20 protein-coding genes are annotated in these 16,169 nt (G+C 70.3%); 7 read left to right on the top strand and 13 right to left on the bottom strand.

Going from position 1 to position 16,169, the window contains the following annotated elements; translation table 11 throughout:
- The first annotated feature begins 39 nt into the window (after positions 1 to 39).
- Entirely contained in the window at positions 40 to 660 is a 621-nt protein-coding gene (locus tag K1X13_RS13560) for an L-threonylcarbamoyladenylate synthase (protein WP_221025553.1), read from the top strand.
- Positions 661 to 700: 40 nt separating this feature from the next.
- Here the strand turns inward: K1X13_RS13560 and K1X13_RS13555 are convergent, their stop codons facing one another.
- Positions 701 to 1,078 (bottom strand): hypothetical protein, encoded by a 378-nt coding sequence (locus tag K1X13_RS13555; protein ID WP_221025552.1) that lies wholly within the window; start codon positions 1,076 to 1,078, stop codon positions 701 to 703.
- A 161-nt stretch (positions 1,079 to 1,239) separates the two neighbouring features.
- On the opposite strand from K1X13_RS13555, the gene K1X13_RS13550 reads away from it, so the two are divergent.
- The 4 genes from K1X13_RS13550 to K1X13_RS13535 all read left to right on the top strand — a co-directional run bounded on the left by K1X13_RS13550 (position 1,240) and on the right by K1X13_RS13535 (position 3,220).
- Complete coding sequence (locus K1X13_RS13550; protein WP_221025551.1) at positions 1,240 to 1,791, top strand: GNAT family N-acetyltransferase; 552 nt, start codon at positions 1,240 to 1,242, stop codon at positions 1,789 to 1,791.
- Between the two features lie 113 nt (positions 1,792 to 1,904).
- Complete coding sequence (locus tag K1X13_RS13545) at positions 1,905 to 2,144, top strand: hypothetical protein (RefSeq protein ID WP_221025550.1); 240 nt, start codon at positions 1,905 to 1,907, stop codon at positions 2,142 to 2,144.
- Positions 2,145 to 2,174: 30 nt separating this feature from the next.
- On the top strand, positions 2,175 to 2,924 hold the full coding sequence (locus tag K1X13_RS13540; RefSeq protein ID WP_221025549.1) for an AzlC family ABC transporter permease: 750 nt from the start codon (positions 2,175 to 2,177) through the stop codon (positions 2,922 to 2,924).
- Entirely contained in the window at positions 2,921 to 3,220 is a 300-nt protein-coding gene (locus K1X13_RS13535; RefSeq protein ID WP_221025548.1) for an AzlD domain-containing protein, read from the top strand. Before K1X13_RS13540 ends, K1X13_RS13535 begins: the two co-directional genes overlap by 4 nt.
- 182 nt (positions 3,221 to 3,402) lie before the next feature.
- Here the strand turns inward: K1X13_RS13535 and K1X13_RS13530 are convergent, their stop codons facing one another.
- Positions 3,403 to 3,609 carry a hypothetical protein gene (locus tag K1X13_RS13530; RefSeq protein WP_221025547.1) on the bottom strand — a complete coding sequence of 69 codons (207 nt, stop codon included), beginning with the start codon at positions 3,607 to 3,609 and terminating at the stop codon, positions 3,403 to 3,405.
- Positions 3,610 to 4,029: 420 nt separating this feature from the next.
- Between K1X13_RS13530 and K1X13_RS13525 the strand changes: the two genes are divergently transcribed.
- Positions 4,030 to 4,599, top strand: a complete 570-nt coding sequence (locus K1X13_RS13525; protein WP_221025546.1) for a P-loop nucleotide/nucleoside kinase family protein — start codon at positions 4,030 to 4,032, stop codon at positions 4,597 to 4,599.
- Between the two features lie 338 nt (positions 4,600 to 4,937).
- Here the strand turns inward: K1X13_RS13525 and K1X13_RS13520 are convergent, their stop codons facing one another.
- Entirely contained in the window at positions 4,938 to 5,339 is a 402-nt protein-coding gene (locus K1X13_RS13520; protein WP_221025545.1) for a VOC family protein, read from the bottom strand.
- Positions 5,340 to 5,694: 355 nt separating this feature from the next.
- Complete coding sequence (locus K1X13_RS13515; protein WP_221025544.1) at positions 5,695 to 6,180, bottom strand: HIT family protein; 486 nt, start codon at positions 6,178 to 6,180, stop codon at positions 5,695 to 5,697.
- A 140-nt stretch (positions 6,181 to 6,320) separates the two neighbouring features.
- Between K1X13_RS13515 and K1X13_RS13510 the strand changes: the two genes are divergently transcribed.
- Positions 6,321 to 6,704, top strand: coding sequence for a hypothetical protein (locus tag K1X13_RS13510; protein WP_221025543.1), 384 nt, complete (start codon positions 6,321 to 6,323; stop codon positions 6,702 to 6,704).
- Positions 6,705 to 6,861: 157 nt separating this feature from the next.
- Here the strand turns inward: K1X13_RS13510 and K1X13_RS13505 are convergent, their stop codons facing one another.
- The 9 genes from K1X13_RS13505 to K1X13_RS13465 form a co-directional block, all read right to left on the bottom strand.
- Positions 6,862 to 7,308: a VOC family protein gene (locus K1X13_RS13505; protein WP_221025542.1), complete on the bottom strand. Its 447-nt coding sequence runs from the start codon at positions 7,306 to 7,308 to the stop codon at positions 6,862 to 6,864.
- A 114-nt stretch (positions 7,309 to 7,422) separates the two neighbouring features.
- Positions 7,423 to 9,057 (bottom strand): M4 family metallopeptidase, encoded by a 1,635-nt coding sequence (locus tag K1X13_RS13500; RefSeq protein WP_221025541.1) that lies wholly within the window; start codon positions 9,055 to 9,057, stop codon positions 7,423 to 7,425.
- Positions 9,058 to 9,166: 109 nt separating this feature from the next.
- Entirely contained in the window at positions 9,167 to 9,619 is a 453-nt protein-coding gene (locus K1X13_RS13495) for a hypothetical protein (protein WP_221025540.1), read from the bottom strand.
- A complete protein-coding gene (gene dapB, locus K1X13_RS13490; protein WP_308249552.1) occupies positions 9,616 to 10,371 on the bottom strand; it encodes a 4-hydroxy-tetrahydrodipicolinate reductase in 756 nt (251 codons plus the stop codon). Before dapB ends, K1X13_RS13495 begins: the two co-directional genes overlap by 4 nt.
- A gap of 67 nt (positions 10,372 to 10,438) precedes the next feature.
- On the bottom strand, positions 10,439 to 11,797 hold the full coding sequence (locus K1X13_RS13485; protein WP_221025539.1) for a M16 family metallopeptidase: 1,359 nt from the start codon (positions 11,795 to 11,797) through the stop codon (positions 10,439 to 10,441).
- Positions 11,794 to 14,022 carry a polyribonucleotide nucleotidyltransferase gene (locus K1X13_RS13480; protein ID WP_221025538.1) on the bottom strand — a complete coding sequence of 743 codons (2,229 nt, stop codon included), beginning with the start codon at positions 14,020 to 14,022 and terminating at the stop codon, positions 11,794 to 11,796. The genes K1X13_RS13485 and K1X13_RS13480 overlap by 4 nt, the downstream gene beginning before the upstream one ends.
- 294 nt (positions 14,023 to 14,316) lie before the next feature.
- Positions 14,317 to 14,592: a 30S ribosomal protein S15 gene (rpsO, locus tag K1X13_RS13475; protein WP_308249551.1), complete on the bottom strand. Its 276-nt coding sequence runs from the start codon at positions 14,590 to 14,592 to the stop codon at positions 14,317 to 14,319.
- A 99-nt stretch (positions 14,593 to 14,691) separates the two neighbouring features.
- A complete protein-coding gene (locus tag K1X13_RS13470; protein ID WP_221025537.1) occupies positions 14,692 to 15,807 on the bottom strand; it encodes an HAAS signaling domain-containing protein in 1,116 nt (371 codons plus the stop codon).
- Positions 15,804 to 16,136, bottom strand: a complete 333-nt coding sequence (locus tag K1X13_RS13465; protein ID WP_221025536.1) for a PadR family transcriptional regulator — start codon at positions 16,134 to 16,136, stop codon at positions 15,804 to 15,806. Before K1X13_RS13465 ends, K1X13_RS13470 begins: the two co-directional genes overlap by 4 nt.
- Positions 16,137 to 16,169 lie beyond the last annotated feature (33 nt).

The raw sequence follows: 16,169 nt of genomic DNA, 5'->3' as shown, positions 1-16,169 counted from the left end.
CACCGGCCGCCCCCACCCCCGGGCCGTACTCTCGTGCCCATGGCGAAGTACTTCGACGTCCACCCGGACAACCCCCAGCCGCGTGCGATCGCGCAGGCGGTGGAGATCATGCGCTCCGGCGGACTGATCGCCTACCCCACGGACTCGTGCTTCGCCCTCGGCTGCCAGCTCGGCAACGCCGAGGGCAAGGCCCGGATCACCGAGATCCGGCAGCTCGACGACAAGCACCACTTCACGCTGCTCTGCAAGGACTTCGCCCAGTTGGGGCAGCTCGTGCACATCGACAACGCGGTGTTCCGGGCGATCAAGGCGGCCACCCCGGGCTGCTACACGTTCATCCTGCCCGCCACCCGCGAGGTGCCGCGCCGGCTGCTGCACCCGAAGAAGAAGACGGTCGGCGTGCGGATCCCCGACCACAAGGTCGCCCAGGCGCTCCTGACCGAGCTCGGCGAGCCGATCCTCTCCAGCACGCTGCTGCTGCCCGGCGACGAGGAGCCGCTGACCCAGGGCTGGGAGATCAAGGAACGGCTCGACCACCAGGTCGACGCGGTGATCGACTCCGGCTGGTGCAACGACGTGCCGACCACCGTCGTGGACTTCTCCAGCGGCGCGCCGGAGATCGTGCGCCGGGGGTCAGGCGACCCGACCCGGTTCGAGTGACCTCCGGGGCCGGGCCGCCTCCGTCCCCTGACCGCCCGCGCTACCTGCCGAAGACGACCGCGGCGAGGTTGAGCACGAGGAAGGCGGCCGCCGCCGTCGCACCGATCACGGCGGGCGCCAGGCCCTTCTCGTCACCGGCGTGCCGGGCACGACTGCCGTAGAACCAGGCGACCACGCCCGGCGCGACCGCGATCGCCACCGCGGGAAGGCCCACCAGCAGCGCGTAGCCCAGCGGCGCCGCCTCGCCCGAGCCCGTCTCGTAGCCGAGCAGCGAGAGCGCGCCCTCGCCGAGCAGCGAGGCCACCACGAAGGTGACCGGGAACATCAGCAGCCACATCCATGCCTTGCGCACGTCCCGCTCCTCGTGGGTCACCTGTCGCCACCCACGGTGCTGCATCGCCGCCGCATGCCTGGCCATCACGCACCTCCTCGCGCACCCCCGCCACCCTCATGGTGACGCTGCGGCCGGGGCCCGCCCAGAGCCCAAGGGCCCCGGTCGCGCGGCCAAGGTCCCGGAGCGCGCGGCGGTCTCCGGGTGGCCGCTCCGGTTCCCCGGGCGGAGCCTGTCAGGATGTCCGCATGACCTCCCCCACCGCCGACGTGTCCGTTCGCGTCGCCTGGGCCGACGACGCCGAGGGCATCGCCGCCGTGCAGGTCCGGGCCTGGCGCACGGCGTACGACGGCCTCCTGCCCGCCGACGTGCTCGCGAGCCTCGACCCCGCCGAGATCGCCGCCGCGTGGCACGCCTCGCTGAGCACCCCCAAGGACGCGCGGAACCGGGTGCTGGTCGCACTCGAGCGCAACACCATCCGAGGCTTCGCGCTCACCTCCCCGGCCTCGGACCCCGACACCGACCCGATCGACGACGGCGAGGTGTCCGACCTGACCGTGGACCCGGCACAGACCGGACAGGGCCACGGCTCCCGGCTGATGCAGGCCTGCGCGGACACCCTGCGCGCGGACCGGTTCACCCGCGGCCTGCTCTGGATCGCCGCCACCGACGACGCGCTGCGCCGGTTCGCCACCGGCGCGGGCTGGGCCCCGGACGGGGCGCACCGCGAGCTCGACCTGCACGGCGACGGTGCGGTCACCGTGAAGCAGGTCCGCCTGCACACAGACCTGTCGGAATGACACATTTCTGCGACTGACACGTTTGGAATTCACCGAAAACGGCAACCATCTGCCCGTCTTGGACGTCTGACAAGACGTGAGGCTCAAACCGCGGGCCTCCGAAGAACCCGTCCGTGGGAGTGAATGTGCTCGGTCCGCTGCCCAAGCTCTACCGCGTCGCCGTCTCCGTGGTCGCCCTGCTCGTCTTCGTGGGCGCCGGCGCCTATGCGGCGTTCCTGCTGCCCTACCCGATCCTGATCAGCGTCGGCGCGAGCGTCGGGCTCGCCGTCGGGGCGCTGACCGCCTTCCTCCTGCTGCACGAGCCGCACCACGCCCCGCAGCCGCACCGGATCCGCCGTACCCGCCCGCACTGACCCACCCCGCGGGCTTGTTAGGTTCGGCGGGTGACCGCCTCGCCCGACCCTGTCCTCCCGCCCGGGGAGCGGTCCGCGATCGTCCGTGACGGCGTCGCGGTCGGGATCGCGACCGGCGCCTACGGCATCTCCTTCGGCGCGATCTCCGTCGCCGCCGGCCTCGACGTCTGGCAGACCTGCGCACTGTCCCTGCTCGTGTTCACGGGCGCCTCCCAGTTCGCCCTCGTCGGCGTCGTCGCCGCCGGCGGAAGCCCCCTCTCCGGCGCGGTGACCGGACTCCTGCTCGGCACCCGCAACACGCTCTACGGCATCCGCCTCGCGCCCCTGCTCGGATGGCGCGGCTGGCGCCGCGGGGCCGCAGCGCACCTGCTCATCGACGAGTCCACCGCGATGGCGGTGACCCGCGAGACCACGGCGGCCGCGCGGGTCGGCTTCCTCGCCACCGGCCTCGCGGTGTTCGTGCTCTGGAACCTCGCCACCCTCGGCGGGGCCCTGGCCGGAGAGGCCCTCGGCGACCCGCGGACCTACGGGCTCGACGCCGCGGTCGGCGGCGCGTTCCTGGCGCTGCTCTGGCCGCGGCTGAAGGACCGGCGCAACCAGCTGACCGCGGTGCTCGCCGCGGCCCTGGTACTGACGCTCGTGCCCGTCGCGCCCGCGGGCGTCCCGGTGCTCGCCGCGGCGGTCGTCGCGCTGGTGGTCGGCGTCGTCTCGCACGCCACCGACCCGACCGAGGTGCCCGGCCGGGACGACCTGCCCGGCGGGGGTGAGCACCAACGATGATGTGGACCGCGATCCTCCTCGCCGCCCTGGGCTGCTACCTGCTCAAGCTGGCCGGGCTGTCCATCCCGAGCCGGGTGCTCGAGCACCCGCTCGTGCACCGGATCGCCGACCTGCTGCCGGTCGCGCTGCTGGCCGCCCTGGTCGCCGTGCAGGTGCTCGCGGACGGACCCACGCTGCAGGTGGACGCCCGGCTGGCGGGTCTCGGCGCCGCCTTCGTCGCGCTGCTGCTGCGGGCGCCGTTCATCGTCGTCGTGCTCGTCGCCGCGGTCACCGCCGCCGGGCTCCGCCTGCTCTGACTGGGTGTGTCCCTATTCGGGGTTCACCGGCTTCCCTTGACCCACACCCCTACTGGGGTGCACGTGTTGATGACGGCTTCATAGACCGACCGGGCAAGTGCCATCGCGGGCAGCGGCAGTAGTTCGTCACCGGCCAGGATCGTGCGCCACGCCCTTGAGATGCTCTATGGCGGCGTGCATGTTCAGGGTGGCTGCGCGGTGTGCCCACCAGCGCAGCCCATCAGGTCTTCCTTGTCCGGGTGGCCGCTCACATGGTCGAGGTCAGCGCGGGCCGGCGTACTTGACGCAGGGTCATCAAGCGCGTCGGATGCGCCTCGGAGAAACACCCCGAGGCTGCGGAGCTGCTGGTCGATGACGCGCTGGGCGAGCACGCGCATGTCGGGATCCACGGCTGGAGGCTACGCGGTCATGTTGGGACGGGAGACGTACGACAACGGCGTCCGCAAGGCCATCTACGGCGATCCGGACGGCAACGAGATCGGAATCGGCGGCCCACCAAGCGGCGCATCCAGAACGGGCTGTCTCAGCGGTGACGCCGCCGACACCAGGGCAGCGTCGGCCACACCAACTACGGCATGAGCGTGCGACCAGCTGAGGTGGTGGGCAGCGGAGTGTCCCGTACCGTTGGAGGCCAGCCTGCTCAACGCCCAGCGCTGGTACTGGGCGTCACTGAACCCAGGGATGACGGCACCGTTCGAGTCGGGCCAGGCGCCAGGGGGCCGCCGTCCACCATGGGCGGCGACCCCCGAAAACCGTCTGACAGGGGCAGATGCGTGCGTTCCCACAAGGCACTCGTCCACAATGTCGCGGTGAACGTGAGCAGCGACGAGAACACTCCTCTGGGATCGAACGTCCGCGACGTGCTCGTTGTGTTGGCGGGTCTGCCCGGTACCGGCAAGACCACGATCGGAAGGTTGCTTGCTCGTCGGCTTCGGGCCGCGTATCTGCGCACCGATGTAATCGCTGGTCCGATGCTTCTCGAAGGTGTCACCGAGGACACCGCAGAAGCCGGGCGCGTCGCATACGGCATCGCCCGCGAGGTCGCGACCGAAAACTTGCGTGCGGGCGTTCCTGTCGTGGTTGACGGGGTGCACGCGACGCACGAGCGGAGAGCGCTGTGGCGCGGCGTATCCGAGGCAACCCAGAGCCGCCTGGTTCAGTTGGAGATGACTCTGGAGGACGAGGTGGAGCACCGCCTCAGGGTTGAGCACCGCCAGGCCCGGGGGTACGTAGGTCCCAATTGGGAGCAGATCCTGGACATGAACTACGACGAGTGGAACGAGGCGATCGATGGGTCTCGGCTGCTGGTGGATACCTTCGAGACCGACGCCGCCCTGGCATGCTGCCTCACGCGTGTGGCGAGCCCCGATCCAACGTGATGCGTGCTCATCGGCAGTTCACAGCTCTAGCTATCTGCGGCAGATGAGTTCGTTCGCGTCCATCGTGCGGCAGGCTGTGAGCCGTGGATTGGTCGGCCAGCGACGTGCAGACAGCGGTGCGCTCCGTACTGGCTTCGTACACACCGGACTCCTGGACGTTCGAGTGGGCCGATCTGACCTTCACCGTCGACGCGGCAGCACCGGTCCGACCGCCGTATGACCCCGGCACACGGTTCGCTGTGCACTACTCATTGACGGATCTACCTGAGTGCCGTCGCCGATGAAGGCGGCGGGCCTGAGCGTCCTGCGTTTGTCAGTCATCGGTATCCCAGGTCACCTCAACTCTGGCGAAATGCGACAAGCTGGAGCTGCATGTCGTCGGGGTCGCGGAAGTTCAGCGACGAGCCCCAGTCGTGGTCACTGATCGGGCTGTGCTTGATGCCCTTGTCGGACATGCGTGCTTCCCACTCCTCCAAGGTGGCGCGGTCGGCCACCGTGAAGCCGACATGGTCAAGCCCGGTCCGGCTCGGATCGAATGTCTCCCCTCCGTTCGTGGGGTGGGAGGCGAGGCCGATGCCCATGGACCAGTCCGGAGCGCCGAGAAGGACCGTCCGGCCTCCGGATCCACCGAAGTGCTCCTCGCGTGCCAGTTCGGCGAATCCGAACAGGTCGGTGTACCAGCCAACGCTTGCCTCGATGTCTCTCACCGTCAACACGACGTGGTGAAGGTTCGCGGTCATCTCGTCCTCCTTGTCAGCTGGGTCGTCTCAGTTCCAGACGTCCTCAGCATCCCACCGAGACCCTCGTCGATACATATGGAGGACCGACCTTCCGCGTCGATCCGCACCCCCCGCGCGCCGCACGCGGCTGCGAACGGCGGCCGTGGTCCCGGCCCGAACACCGGAACTCGGTGTGAGACCCCTGAAGACTGGGCTGCGGAGATCCGGTGGGACATGGACGAGAAGGTAGAAACCGGTGGCGTCGGACGGGCAGAGCACCTGCTCGCACCAGACGGTGTCGTCCACCTTCGATGGCGCTTGTGACCGTGTCCGCACATCGGCAGTTGCGCGCGGACAGCGGCAGATCAGGACGTTGCTAGACCGTCACTCCGAGACCCGCGAGTTCGGCAACGATGCGCGCACGAAGCTCGTCATGCCGGGGGGCGAGCGCCGCTTCGGCCGCGTAGAACTGCTCGGGGTCGTAGAGCCATGCGGGCCGGCCGATGTTCTCCGGTGGCTCCCACTCGTAGCGGGGGAACAGGTGTGCGTGGAGGTAGGCGTCGGTGTTGCCGAGGATCTCGTAGTTCATCCGTCGGAATGCTGAGTCGCTTGCCCGGCAGGCGGATTCGACCGCCTGGCCGAGCGTGTCCATGCTCTCGAGGAACTCCAGGCGCTGGCTCTTCGGCATGTCCGTTAGCCGGTCGATGCTGGGGTCGTCGACCAACAGAACGCAATACCCGGGAAGGAACTGCGTGTCGCCGATGACGGCATACGAGTGCGCCATCTTGGCAAGCACAGTGGGATTGGTGCCGGCTCGCGCGGAGCCAATGCGGTCCATCTTCCAGGCGTCGGACTCGGTCATCTGGGTATTCAACACGACTCGGGGCGGCAGCATCTCAAACAGCGCACGCGGGGCGGTCTCCTGTTCATCGGAATCTCAGCCACTTTGCTATCCGCGGCATGTCCGTCAGGGCACATGACGAGCACGACTAGGTTGTCGTCGTGGTCTTCATGCAGTCGTCGGGGTCCGGTGCGCCGGCCCAGGTCCCGGCCTGGGCGGTGGTGTTCTGTGCCATGTGCGCGCTTGTCTTGGCGCTGAACCATTGGAGGTTCCGGACGGGCTGGCACATGGATGCGCGGTACGGCATCGGTCCCATGGAGCGCGAGTTGGTCATCATGCTGGGGTACATCTCGCTGCCAGGGGCCATCGCCTTCGCGAGCTCCTTCGCCATGGTGTTGGTGGGCAGGGTCGCCTTTGCTACGAGCAACGAGTGGATCGGCTTCTCGGCGATGCTGCTTCTCGTCGTCGCCTTGGGGTCGTTCCTCTGGATGGCCAAGGAATGGGTCAAGCCGAGCCGACAACGGACGCCTGATTGGCTCAAGTGAGTGCGGCAGGCCGTCAAGACTTCGTGCGGCACCACGTAGTCGTCCATCAGTCCGCACATCGGCATGAGAGCGCGTTGCGCTCCCAGCTCGTCGGTCTCCTAGGAAATGGGACACACCCCGTGCAGCACGCCCGCGACGGGCCCGGACCCGATCGTGGTCAGGGGACCTCGATGCGACCGTGCTCGTCGACGGCGAAGCCGGGCGCGTAGGCGATCTCCCACAGGATCCCGTCGGGGTCGCTGAAGTAGCCTGAGTAGCCACCCCACTCGGCCCGGGTGGCCGGCTTCACGATCTTGCCGCCCACCTCCCGGACCCGGACGAACGCCAGGTCGACGGCCGCCTCGTCCGGCAGGTTGACCGCCAGGGTGATCCCCCGGTAGCGCGGGAGCTCGTCCTGCGGCGGCGCCTCGAGGTGGGCGTCGTCGGCCAGGGCGTCGTACCCGAAGAGGCCGAGCCAGGTCCCGGAGGTCTTGAACCACACGATGCCGTCGGTGATGTTGCCCCGCTGCTCCCAGCCGAGGTCGGTGTAGAAGCGGACGGACCGCTCGAGGTCGGTGACGCCGAGCGTCACGATGCTGAAGTTGGGCGGCACGGCGTCGGTCATGGCACACATTCTTACCGCAGGCCACCGACACCGGGACCGATCGCCACGGACCGGACCCGGCGCGGGCGCCGGGCTGGTGGCCCCCAGCCCGACGCCCGCGTCCCCGAGATGCCGTCAGCCGACGGAGACTGCGCTCCAGGCGGCCGCGACGGCGCTGTACTGCGCGCTGCCGGCGCCGTACAGGTCCCTGGCAGCGTTCAGGGTCGCGGTGCGCGCACCCGCGTAGTTCGTGTTCGAGGTCATGTAGACGGTGAGCCCTCGGAACCAGATCTTCGCCGCGGCGTCGCGGCCGATCCCGGTGACCGTCGAGCCGTTGCACGTCGTCGAGCTGTGCGCCACCCCGCCGATCGTCTTCGAGCCCGACCCCTCGGCGAGCAGGTAGTAGAAGTGGTTGCCCACACCCGAGGAGTAGTGGACGTCGAGCTGGCCGACCCCGGAGTCCCAGCAGTCCACCGAGGCGCCGTCGCTGCTCGGCTGGTCCATCCGGCGGAAGCCGAGGTGGGTCTGGAGGTCGAACTCCTCGCCGATCAGGTAGTCGGCGGGGTCCTCCGGGTTCGCCGCGTAGAACTCGACCATCGTGCCGAAGATGTCGCTCGTGGACTCGTTGAGGCCACCGGACTCGCCGGAGTAGGTCAGGTCGGCGGTGTTCTCGGTGACGCCGTGCGACATCTCGTGGCCGGCGACGTCGAGCGAGGTGAGCGGGCCGTAGTTGCTGCCGTCCCCGTCGCCGTACGTCATCCGGGCGCCGTCCCAGAAGGCGTTGGCGTAGTTGGTGCCGTAGTGCACGCGGTTGGAGGACCCGGACCCGTCACCGAAGATGCCGTTGCGTCCGTGGACCAGCTTGAAGTAGTCCCAGGTCTTGTCGGTGCCGTACTGCGCGTCGACCGCCGCCGACTCCCGGCTGCTCGTGGAGCCGTTGCCGAACAGGTTGTCGGAGCTGGTGAACAGCGTGCCCGTGGCGCACTTGGTGCCGAACAGCTGGCAGGTCATCGAGTCGGTCTTGTTGCCCATGTCCGCGGTGAAGCTGTTTCCGCGGGTCGGGTCCTTCAGCGAGTAGGTGCCGTTCGCCAGCGTCAGCTCGAGCGGGACCGTCCCGCCGTACAGCGAGTCACCCTCACCGCCGACGGTCTGGATCTCCTGCTCGGCGCGCAGCACCTCGCCGGTGCGGGCGTCGATGTACGTCGCCAGCCGGCTCGGCGTGCCGTCCTCCTGGACCCCGCCGCTGAGCACCTGCCAGGCCAGGCGGGGCCCACCGGCGACCGCGTCGACCACGAGGGTCGGGTCGGCCGCCACCTGCGCCCCGCGGACGTCGCGGTTGGCCTTGCTGGGCGCGAGCGCCGCCCGGGTCGCGGCGTCCGCGCCGACGGCCGGGGTGGTGTCGAAGGTCGGTGCGGAGCCCAGGGTCTGGCTGACGCCGCGCCAGCCGCCGTCGGCGCCACGGTGGACGACGAGGTCGCCGCCGAGCACCGGCAGGCCACGGTAGGTGCGGTCCATCCGGACGTGGGTGGCGCCACTGGGGTCCACCAGCGCGTCGGTGACGGTGAAACCTTGTCCGTCACCCACCTTGGCCACGCCCCGGTGGGCCTGGACCGCGGTGACGGCGGAGCGAGCGATCGAGCGGGGGTCGTCGACCTGGCGGGACACCGCCGGCACAGAACGGTCGTTTCCGGTAGCAACCGCCGTCGGCGCGGTGGCGGTGAGCGCCGCGGCGGCGAGGGCGGCGGCGCTGATTCCTGCAGTGGTTCGCATGGGCTTCCTTCCGAGAGGCGCGGGTGCGCGCACCTGCATGAGACAACGCCGACCGCGTGCAGGGGAAGGGGCAAGCTCTGCGTGTTCGTGCGATGCAGGGTTGTGCAGGCTAGGCGTCGTCCCGTTGCTCGGCGTGGAGCGCGATCGCCCGCCGTGCGGCCGAGCGGGCCCGGGTGCGGTCGCCGGCGTCGTCGTAGGCCAGCGCCAGCCGGTACCAGGCACGCCAGCTCTCCGGCGCCCGGTCCACCTCCGCCCTGCGCTCCTCGAAGACCGCGTCGGCCGCGACCCGGTCGACGCGACCGGACGGGCGACGGGGCAGGTCGTCGGTGGGGAGGCCGCCCTCGGCCTCGAGTACGGCGGCCAGCCGGGCGGTGCGGGCGCCGAACTGGAGCTCCCGCCCCACCGCCAGCACGCCGAGCACCGGCACGAGCAGGATGCCGACGCCGAGCAGGACGAGCACGACCTCGCCGCTGCCGAGGAGCGCGACGCCCTTCGCGCCGATCAGCAGCGCGTAGAACGCGAGCACCGCCACCAGGACCGCGACGACGACCTTGGTCCTCACCCGAGACCCATGAACTGTTCCAGACCGACGGTGAGGCCGGGGTGCGAGGCGATCGAGCGCACGCCGAGCAGCACGCCGGGCATGAACGACTCGCGGTCCATCGAGTCGTGCCGCAGGGTGAGGGTCTCCCCCGGCCCGCCGAGGATCACCTCCTGGTGCGCGACGAGGCCGCGCAGCCGCAGCCCGTGCACCCGGATCCCCTCCACGTCGGCCCCGCGGGCGCCCTCGAGGGAGGTGGAGGTGGCGTCGGGCATGGGGCCGGCGCCGGCCCGGCGGCGGGCCTCGGCGACCAGGGACGCCGTACGCCGGGCGGTGCCCGAGGGCGCGTCGGCCTTGTCGGGGTGGTGCAGCTCGATGATCTCGACCGACTCGTAGAACGGCGCCGCCTCGACCGCGAACCGCATCATCAGGATCGCGCCGATGGAGAAGTTGGGGGCGACCAGCACCCCGGTCTGCGGCGACGCGGCGAGCGCGGTGCGCAGCCGGCCGAGCCGCTCGTCGTCGAAGCCGGTGGTGCCGACCACCGCGTGGATGCCGTGGGAGATGCAGAACTCCAGGTTGTCCATCACCACGTCGGGGTGGGTGAAGTCGACGACCACCTGCGCGCCCGCGCTCACCAGGGTCTCGAGGTCGTCGCCCGCGTCGACCTGCGCGACGAGCTCCATGTCGTCGGCCTCCTCGACGGAGCGGCAGACCTGTCCGCCCACCTTGCCGCGGGCACCGAGCACACCAACTCTGATCGCTGTAGTCACGGCACCAACCTAGTCGGGCGCACGCGGGCGACGCTCCCCCGGTCCCGCGTGGCGGGCGGGGCGGACGCTACGGGGTCGGGGTCCCGGGCGGGACCGCGGACGGCCCGACCACGGCGAGGGTCTCGGGCTGGGCGAAGAGCTCCTTGGCGAGCAGCTGCACGTCCTCGAGCGTGACCGCGTCGATCCGGCCGATGACCTCCTCGAGCGTGGGCAGCTCGTCGTAGAGGAGCTCGGCCTTCGCGATCCGCGACATCCGGGAGCCGGAGTCCTCCAGGGAGAGCACGAGCCCGCCGCGGAGCTGGCCCTGGCCGCGCTCGAGCTCCTCCTCGGTGATGCCGTTCTCCGCGAGCTCGCGCATCTCGTCGCGGACCACGGCCAGCACCTCGTCGAGCTTCGACGGCAGGCAGCCGACCCCGACCCCGAACATGCCGGCGTCGTTGTAGTGCGAGGCGAACGAGTAGACGGAGTAGGCCAGCCCACGGTGCTCGCGGACCTCCTGGAACAGCCGCGAGGACGTGCCGCCGCCGAGGACCGCGTTGAGCACGCCGAGCGCGTAGCGGCGGTCGTCGGTGCGGGCGAGCGCGTTCACGCCGAGCACCACGTTGACCTGCTCGAACGGCCGGGAGACCGTCACCTCCCCCGCCGCGGACCGCTTGAACCGGTCGGAGCGGCGGACCGGGACGGGCCGCATGGTGGTGTCGGCGAGGAAGTTCGACCGCCCGAACGCCGTCCGGACCAGGCGTACGACGGCGGCGTGCTCGATGTTGCCGGCGACCGCGATCACCATGTTCTCGGGGCGGTACCGGGTGCGGTAGTAGCGCGCGATCTGGGCGCGGGTCAGGGACCGGATGGACTCCACGGTCCCCGCGATGGGGCGCCCGAGGGGTCCCGGTCCCCAGGCCTTCTCGGCCCAGAGGTTGTGCACGACGTCGTCGGGGTCGTCGTCGTGCATGGCGATCTCGTCGAGGATCACCTCGCGCTCGGCCTCGACGTCCTCGGCGGTGATCAGCGAGGAGGTGATCATGTCGCCGAGCACGTCGACCGCCAGCGGCAGGTCCTGGTCGAGCACCCGCGCGTGGAAGCAGGTGTACTCCTTGGCGGTGAAGGCGTTGAACTCGCCCCCGACCCGGTCGAGCGCGATGGAGATGTCCATCGCGCTGCGACCCGGGGTGCCCTTGAACAGCAGGTGCTCGAGGAAGTGCGAGGCCCCCGACAGCGTGGGGGCCTCGTCACGCGACCCGACGCCGACCCACGCACCGATGGTGGCGGACCGGACGCCGGGCATCGCCTCGGTGACGACCCGCAGTCCGCCGGGAAGGACCGTCCGGCGGACAGTGCTGATCACACTGCCGCCGCGGTCCTTCTCAACGGCGAGGGTGCGGGTCGTCCCGGGCTTCTGCTGGGAAGCGGTGAGCTTCCGGCTCACTGCTCGCCGTCGGTGGAGTCGGCCTCGGCGGCGTCGTCCTCGGAGCCCTCCACGACCGGGATCAGGGAGAGCTTGCCGCGGTCGTCGATCTCGGCGATCTGGACCTGGACCTTCTGGCCCACCGACACGACGTCCTCGACGGCGTCGACGCGCTTGCCGCCGGCGAGGGCGCGGAGCTTGCTGATGTGCAGCAGCCCGTCCTTGCCGGGGAGCAGCGAGACGAAGGCGCCGAAGTTGGTCGTCTTGACGACCGTGCCCAGGTAGCGCTCGCCGACCTCGGGCATCGTCGGGTTCGCGATGCCGTTGATGATCGAGCGGGCGGCCTCGGCGGACTCGCCGTTGGTGGCACCGATGTAGATGGTGCCGTCGTCCTCGATGCTGATCTGGGCGCCGGTGTCGTCCTGGATCTGGTTGATGACCTTGCCCTTGGGCCCGATCACCTCGCCGATCTTGTCGACCGGGACCTTCACGGTGATGATCCGCGGCGCGTTGAGCGACATCTCCTCGGGGGCGTCGATGGCCTCGGCCATCACCTCGAGGATCGCGAGACGGGCGTCCTTGGCCTGGGTCAGCGCGCCCGCGAGGACGTCGGCCGGGATGCCGTCGAGCTTGGTGTCGAGCTGGAGCGCGGTGACGAACTCCTTGGTGCCGGCGACCTTGAAGTCCATGTCGCCGAAGGCGTCCTCGGCGCCCAGGATGTCGGTCAGCGCGACGTACTGGGTCTCGCCGTCGACCTCACCGGAGATGAGGCCCATCGCGATGCCGGCGACGGCTGCGCGCAGCGGCACACCGGCCTGGAGCAGCGACAGCGTCGAGGCGCAGACCGAGCCCATCGAGGTGGAGCCGTTGGAGCCGAGAGCCTCGGAGACCTGACGGATCGCGTAGGGGAACTCCTCGCGGGTGGGCAGCACCGGCATGAGCGCACGGCCGGCGAGCGCACCGTGGCCGATCTCGCGACGCTTCGGGGAGCCGACGCGGCCGGTCTCACCGGTGGAGTACGGCGGGAAGTTGTAGTTGTGCAGGTAGCGCCGGCTCGTCTCCGGGGAGAGCGTGTCGAGCTTCTGCTCCATGGTCAGCATGTTCAGCGTGGTGACACCCAGGATCTGGGTCTCGCCGCGCTCGAACAGGGCCGAGCCGTGGACGCGCGGGATCACGCCGACCTCGGCGGACAGCGTCCGGATGTCGGTGAGGCCACGGCCGTCCATGCGGACCTTGTCGCGCAGCACGCGCTCGCGGACCAGGCTCTTGGTCAGCGACCGGAACGCGGCGCCGATCTCCTTCTCGCGGCCCTCGAAGTCCGGGCCGATCTTCTCGAGCAGGCTGGCGCGGACGGCGTCGATGGCCTCCTCGCGCTCGAGCTTGCCGGTGACGGCGAGCGCCGGGGTGAGGTCGGCCTTCGCGGCGGCCTCGACGGCGGCGTACACGTCGTCCTGGTAGTCCAGGAAGATCGGGAAGTCCTGGACGGGCTTCGCGGCCTGCTTGGCGAGCTCGGACTGGGCGTCGCAGAGCTGCTTGATGAACGGCTTGGCGGCGTCGAGACCGCCGGCCACGACCTCCTCGGTCGGCGCCTGGATGCCGGACTGCACCAGGTTCCAGGTGGCCTCGGTGGACTCGGCCTCGACCATCATGATCGCGACGTCGCCGGTGTCGGTGACGCGACCCGCGACGACCATGTCGAACACGGCCTCCTCGAGCTGGCTGTGCGTCGGGAAGCCGACCCACTGGCCGTCGATCAGCGCGACGCGGACGCCGCCGACCGGGCCGGAGAACGGCAGGCCGGAGAGCTGGGTGGACATCGACGCGGCGTTGATCGCGAGCACGTCGTACGGCGTGTCGGGCTCGAGCGCCATGACCGTGATGACGACCTGGACCTCGTTGCGCAGGCCCTTCTTGAAGGTCGGGCGCAGCGGGCGGTCGATCAGGCGGCAGGTGAGGATGGCGTCCTCGGAGGGGCGACCCTCACGACGGAAGAACGAGCCGGGGATGCGGCCCGCGGCGTACATCCGCTCCTCGACGTCGATGGTCAGCGGGAAGAAGTCGAAGTGGTCCTTCGGGTTCTTCGACGCGGTGGTGGCCGACAGGAGCATGGTCTCGTCGTCCAGGTAGGCGGTGACCGAGCCGGCGGCCTGGCGGGCCAGGTAGCCGGTCTCGAACTTGACGGTGCGGGTGCCGAACTTGCCGTTGTCGATCACGGTCTCGACGGCCGAAACGATGGGTCCCTCCACGGGATACCCCTTTCTCTCGCGGAGCGATCACGCGAGGGCGCCTCAAGAAATCTGAGAGGGCGCGGCCCTTGGTTGTTCCCAGATTTGGGGGGCCGGTCTTCGATCGAGGCCCGCGGGTGTCCCGGACGAACCGGTTCCCGAGAGCCACTACCGAGGACCGGGCCAGACGTCCGCGGTCGCTCCAGTGAATGGTGTTTGTTCAGTTGTCAGGCCGGACGGGACAGACCCTAGCGGTCGCTCGCCCGGAAAGTGAGCAGGAGCGGCCACCCACGCGGGTAGCCGCTCCTGCGACGCTCATCGGCGAAGGCCGAGTCGTTCCACGATGGAACGGTAACGGTTGATGTCGGTCTTCTGGAGGTAGTTCAGGAGACGGCGACGCTGACCGACCAGGATGAGCAGACCACGACGGCTGTGGTGGTCGTGCTTGTGCTCCTTCAGGTGCTCGGTCAGGTGGGAGATACGGTGGCTCAGCAGAGCAACCTGGACCTCGGGCGAGCCGGTGTCGCCTTCGGTGGTGCCGTACTCAGCGATGATCTTCTTCTTGGTCTCCGCGTCGGTACCGATGGACACGCGGGCTCCTCTCGGGGTTTGTCGTTGCGCGGCGCGCCGGGGCCTGTTCACCCGGGCACTCTCGTTCCGCGGCCGTTAGACGGCAACTGCCCAAGGCTATCAGCGTGACCGGGGTTTCTCCGAATCCGGTCCAACGCCCTCCCGGGCCTCCTCGGCGGGCCGCTGCGTGGGCTCCGCCGCGGGACTCGGCGCGGCGGTGGGCAGCGAGGCGGTCGGGACCGTGGCCTGCGGCGGCGTGGGTACGACGGGCGGGGTGTCGCTCTCCCACGCCTGCACGGTCACGCCGGGACCGTCCTGCGTGCGGACCGGCAGCGGGAACACGTTGTAGAGGCGGCTGTCCCCGTTGAGCCAGGGGTAGAGCATGGTGCCGTCCCGGTAGTCGTAGGCGCCGTGCGACACGGTGAGCGGCCGGCCGTCCTGGTCGAAGAGCTGGACCCCGGTCAGAGGGAGCCCGTCGGCGTCGTACGGGAAGACGTTCTCGACGTACGCGCCGCGGCTCACCAGTCCCGCACCGGGCCCGGGGCCGGCCGCGCCGTAGCCGTAGTCGAAGGCCCGCACCACGTCGTACTGCGTGGGCAGCTGCGGCACGACGAACAGCACGGCGAGCACGGCGATCAGGTTGAGCGCGAGCAGGACCACCCGGGAGACAGGCGAGGAGCCCGCGTGCGAGCCCGGCCAGAGCCGCCCCTGCCCCACGGCGACACTGCCGGCGACCGCGGCGCCGAGCAGGACCAGGTCCATCGGTGGGGCACTGAGCGTCGGGACCAGGTCCAGCCCGTCGCGGCCGTTGCCGAACGCGTAGTCGAACAGCTCGAGGGCGACCCAGGCACGCAGCACCCACCAGACGGGACGCAGGGTCACCAGGACGCTCCACGTGCCGCGCAGCGCGGGCGCCTGCATCGACTCCCGCCACGTGTCGGCGAGGGCGTCGAGCCAGCCCGTGAACGCCTGCCCGACCGGCCGACGTGCCGGCGCCGGCGACCGCGTGCCCGCGTCGAACCCGGCGGCGGCGCGGAGCTCGTCGGCGTAGGCCCGCGGGTCGCCGAGCTCGGAGACCGAGCCGCCGTCGGAGACCAGCTCGGCCAGGTCGGCCTCGAGGCCGCCCACGAGCTCCTCGCGCTCCTCCTCGTTCAGGTCGGCCAGCCTGGCGCGGACCCGGTCGACGAACCCGCGTACGTCGGGGCGGGTCTCCAGCTTGGTGGTCGGCTCGTTCATCGGGTGGCCCCCTGGTTCTTCAGCAGTGCGCTGACGGTGGTCGAGAAGTGGCCCCAGTCGTCGCGCTGCTGCGCGAGCAGGGCGCGTCCGGCGGTGGTGATGCCGTAGTACTTGCGGTGTGGGCCCTCGTCGGAGGGGACGACGTACGACGTCAGCGCCCCCGACGCGTAGAGCCGGCGCAGCGTCCCGTAGACCGACGCGTCGCCGACCCCGTCCAGCCCGCCCGCGCGCAGCCGGCGGAGCACGTCGTAGCCGTAGCCGTCCTCGGCGTCGACGACCGCGAGCACCGCGAGGTCGAGCACTCCCTTGAGGAGCTGTGTCGTGTCCATGCACCGCACACTACTGCGGGATGCGAAGTAGCG

Source organism: Nocardioides jiangsuensis, from assembly GCF_019679455.1.
Lineage (GTDB): Bacteria > Actinomycetota > Actinomycetes > Propionibacteriales > Nocardioidaceae > Nocardioides_C > Nocardioides_C jiangsuensis.
Note: the sequence above shows the minus strand (reverse complement) of the source record. Positions and strands in the feature narration are given on the sequence as shown.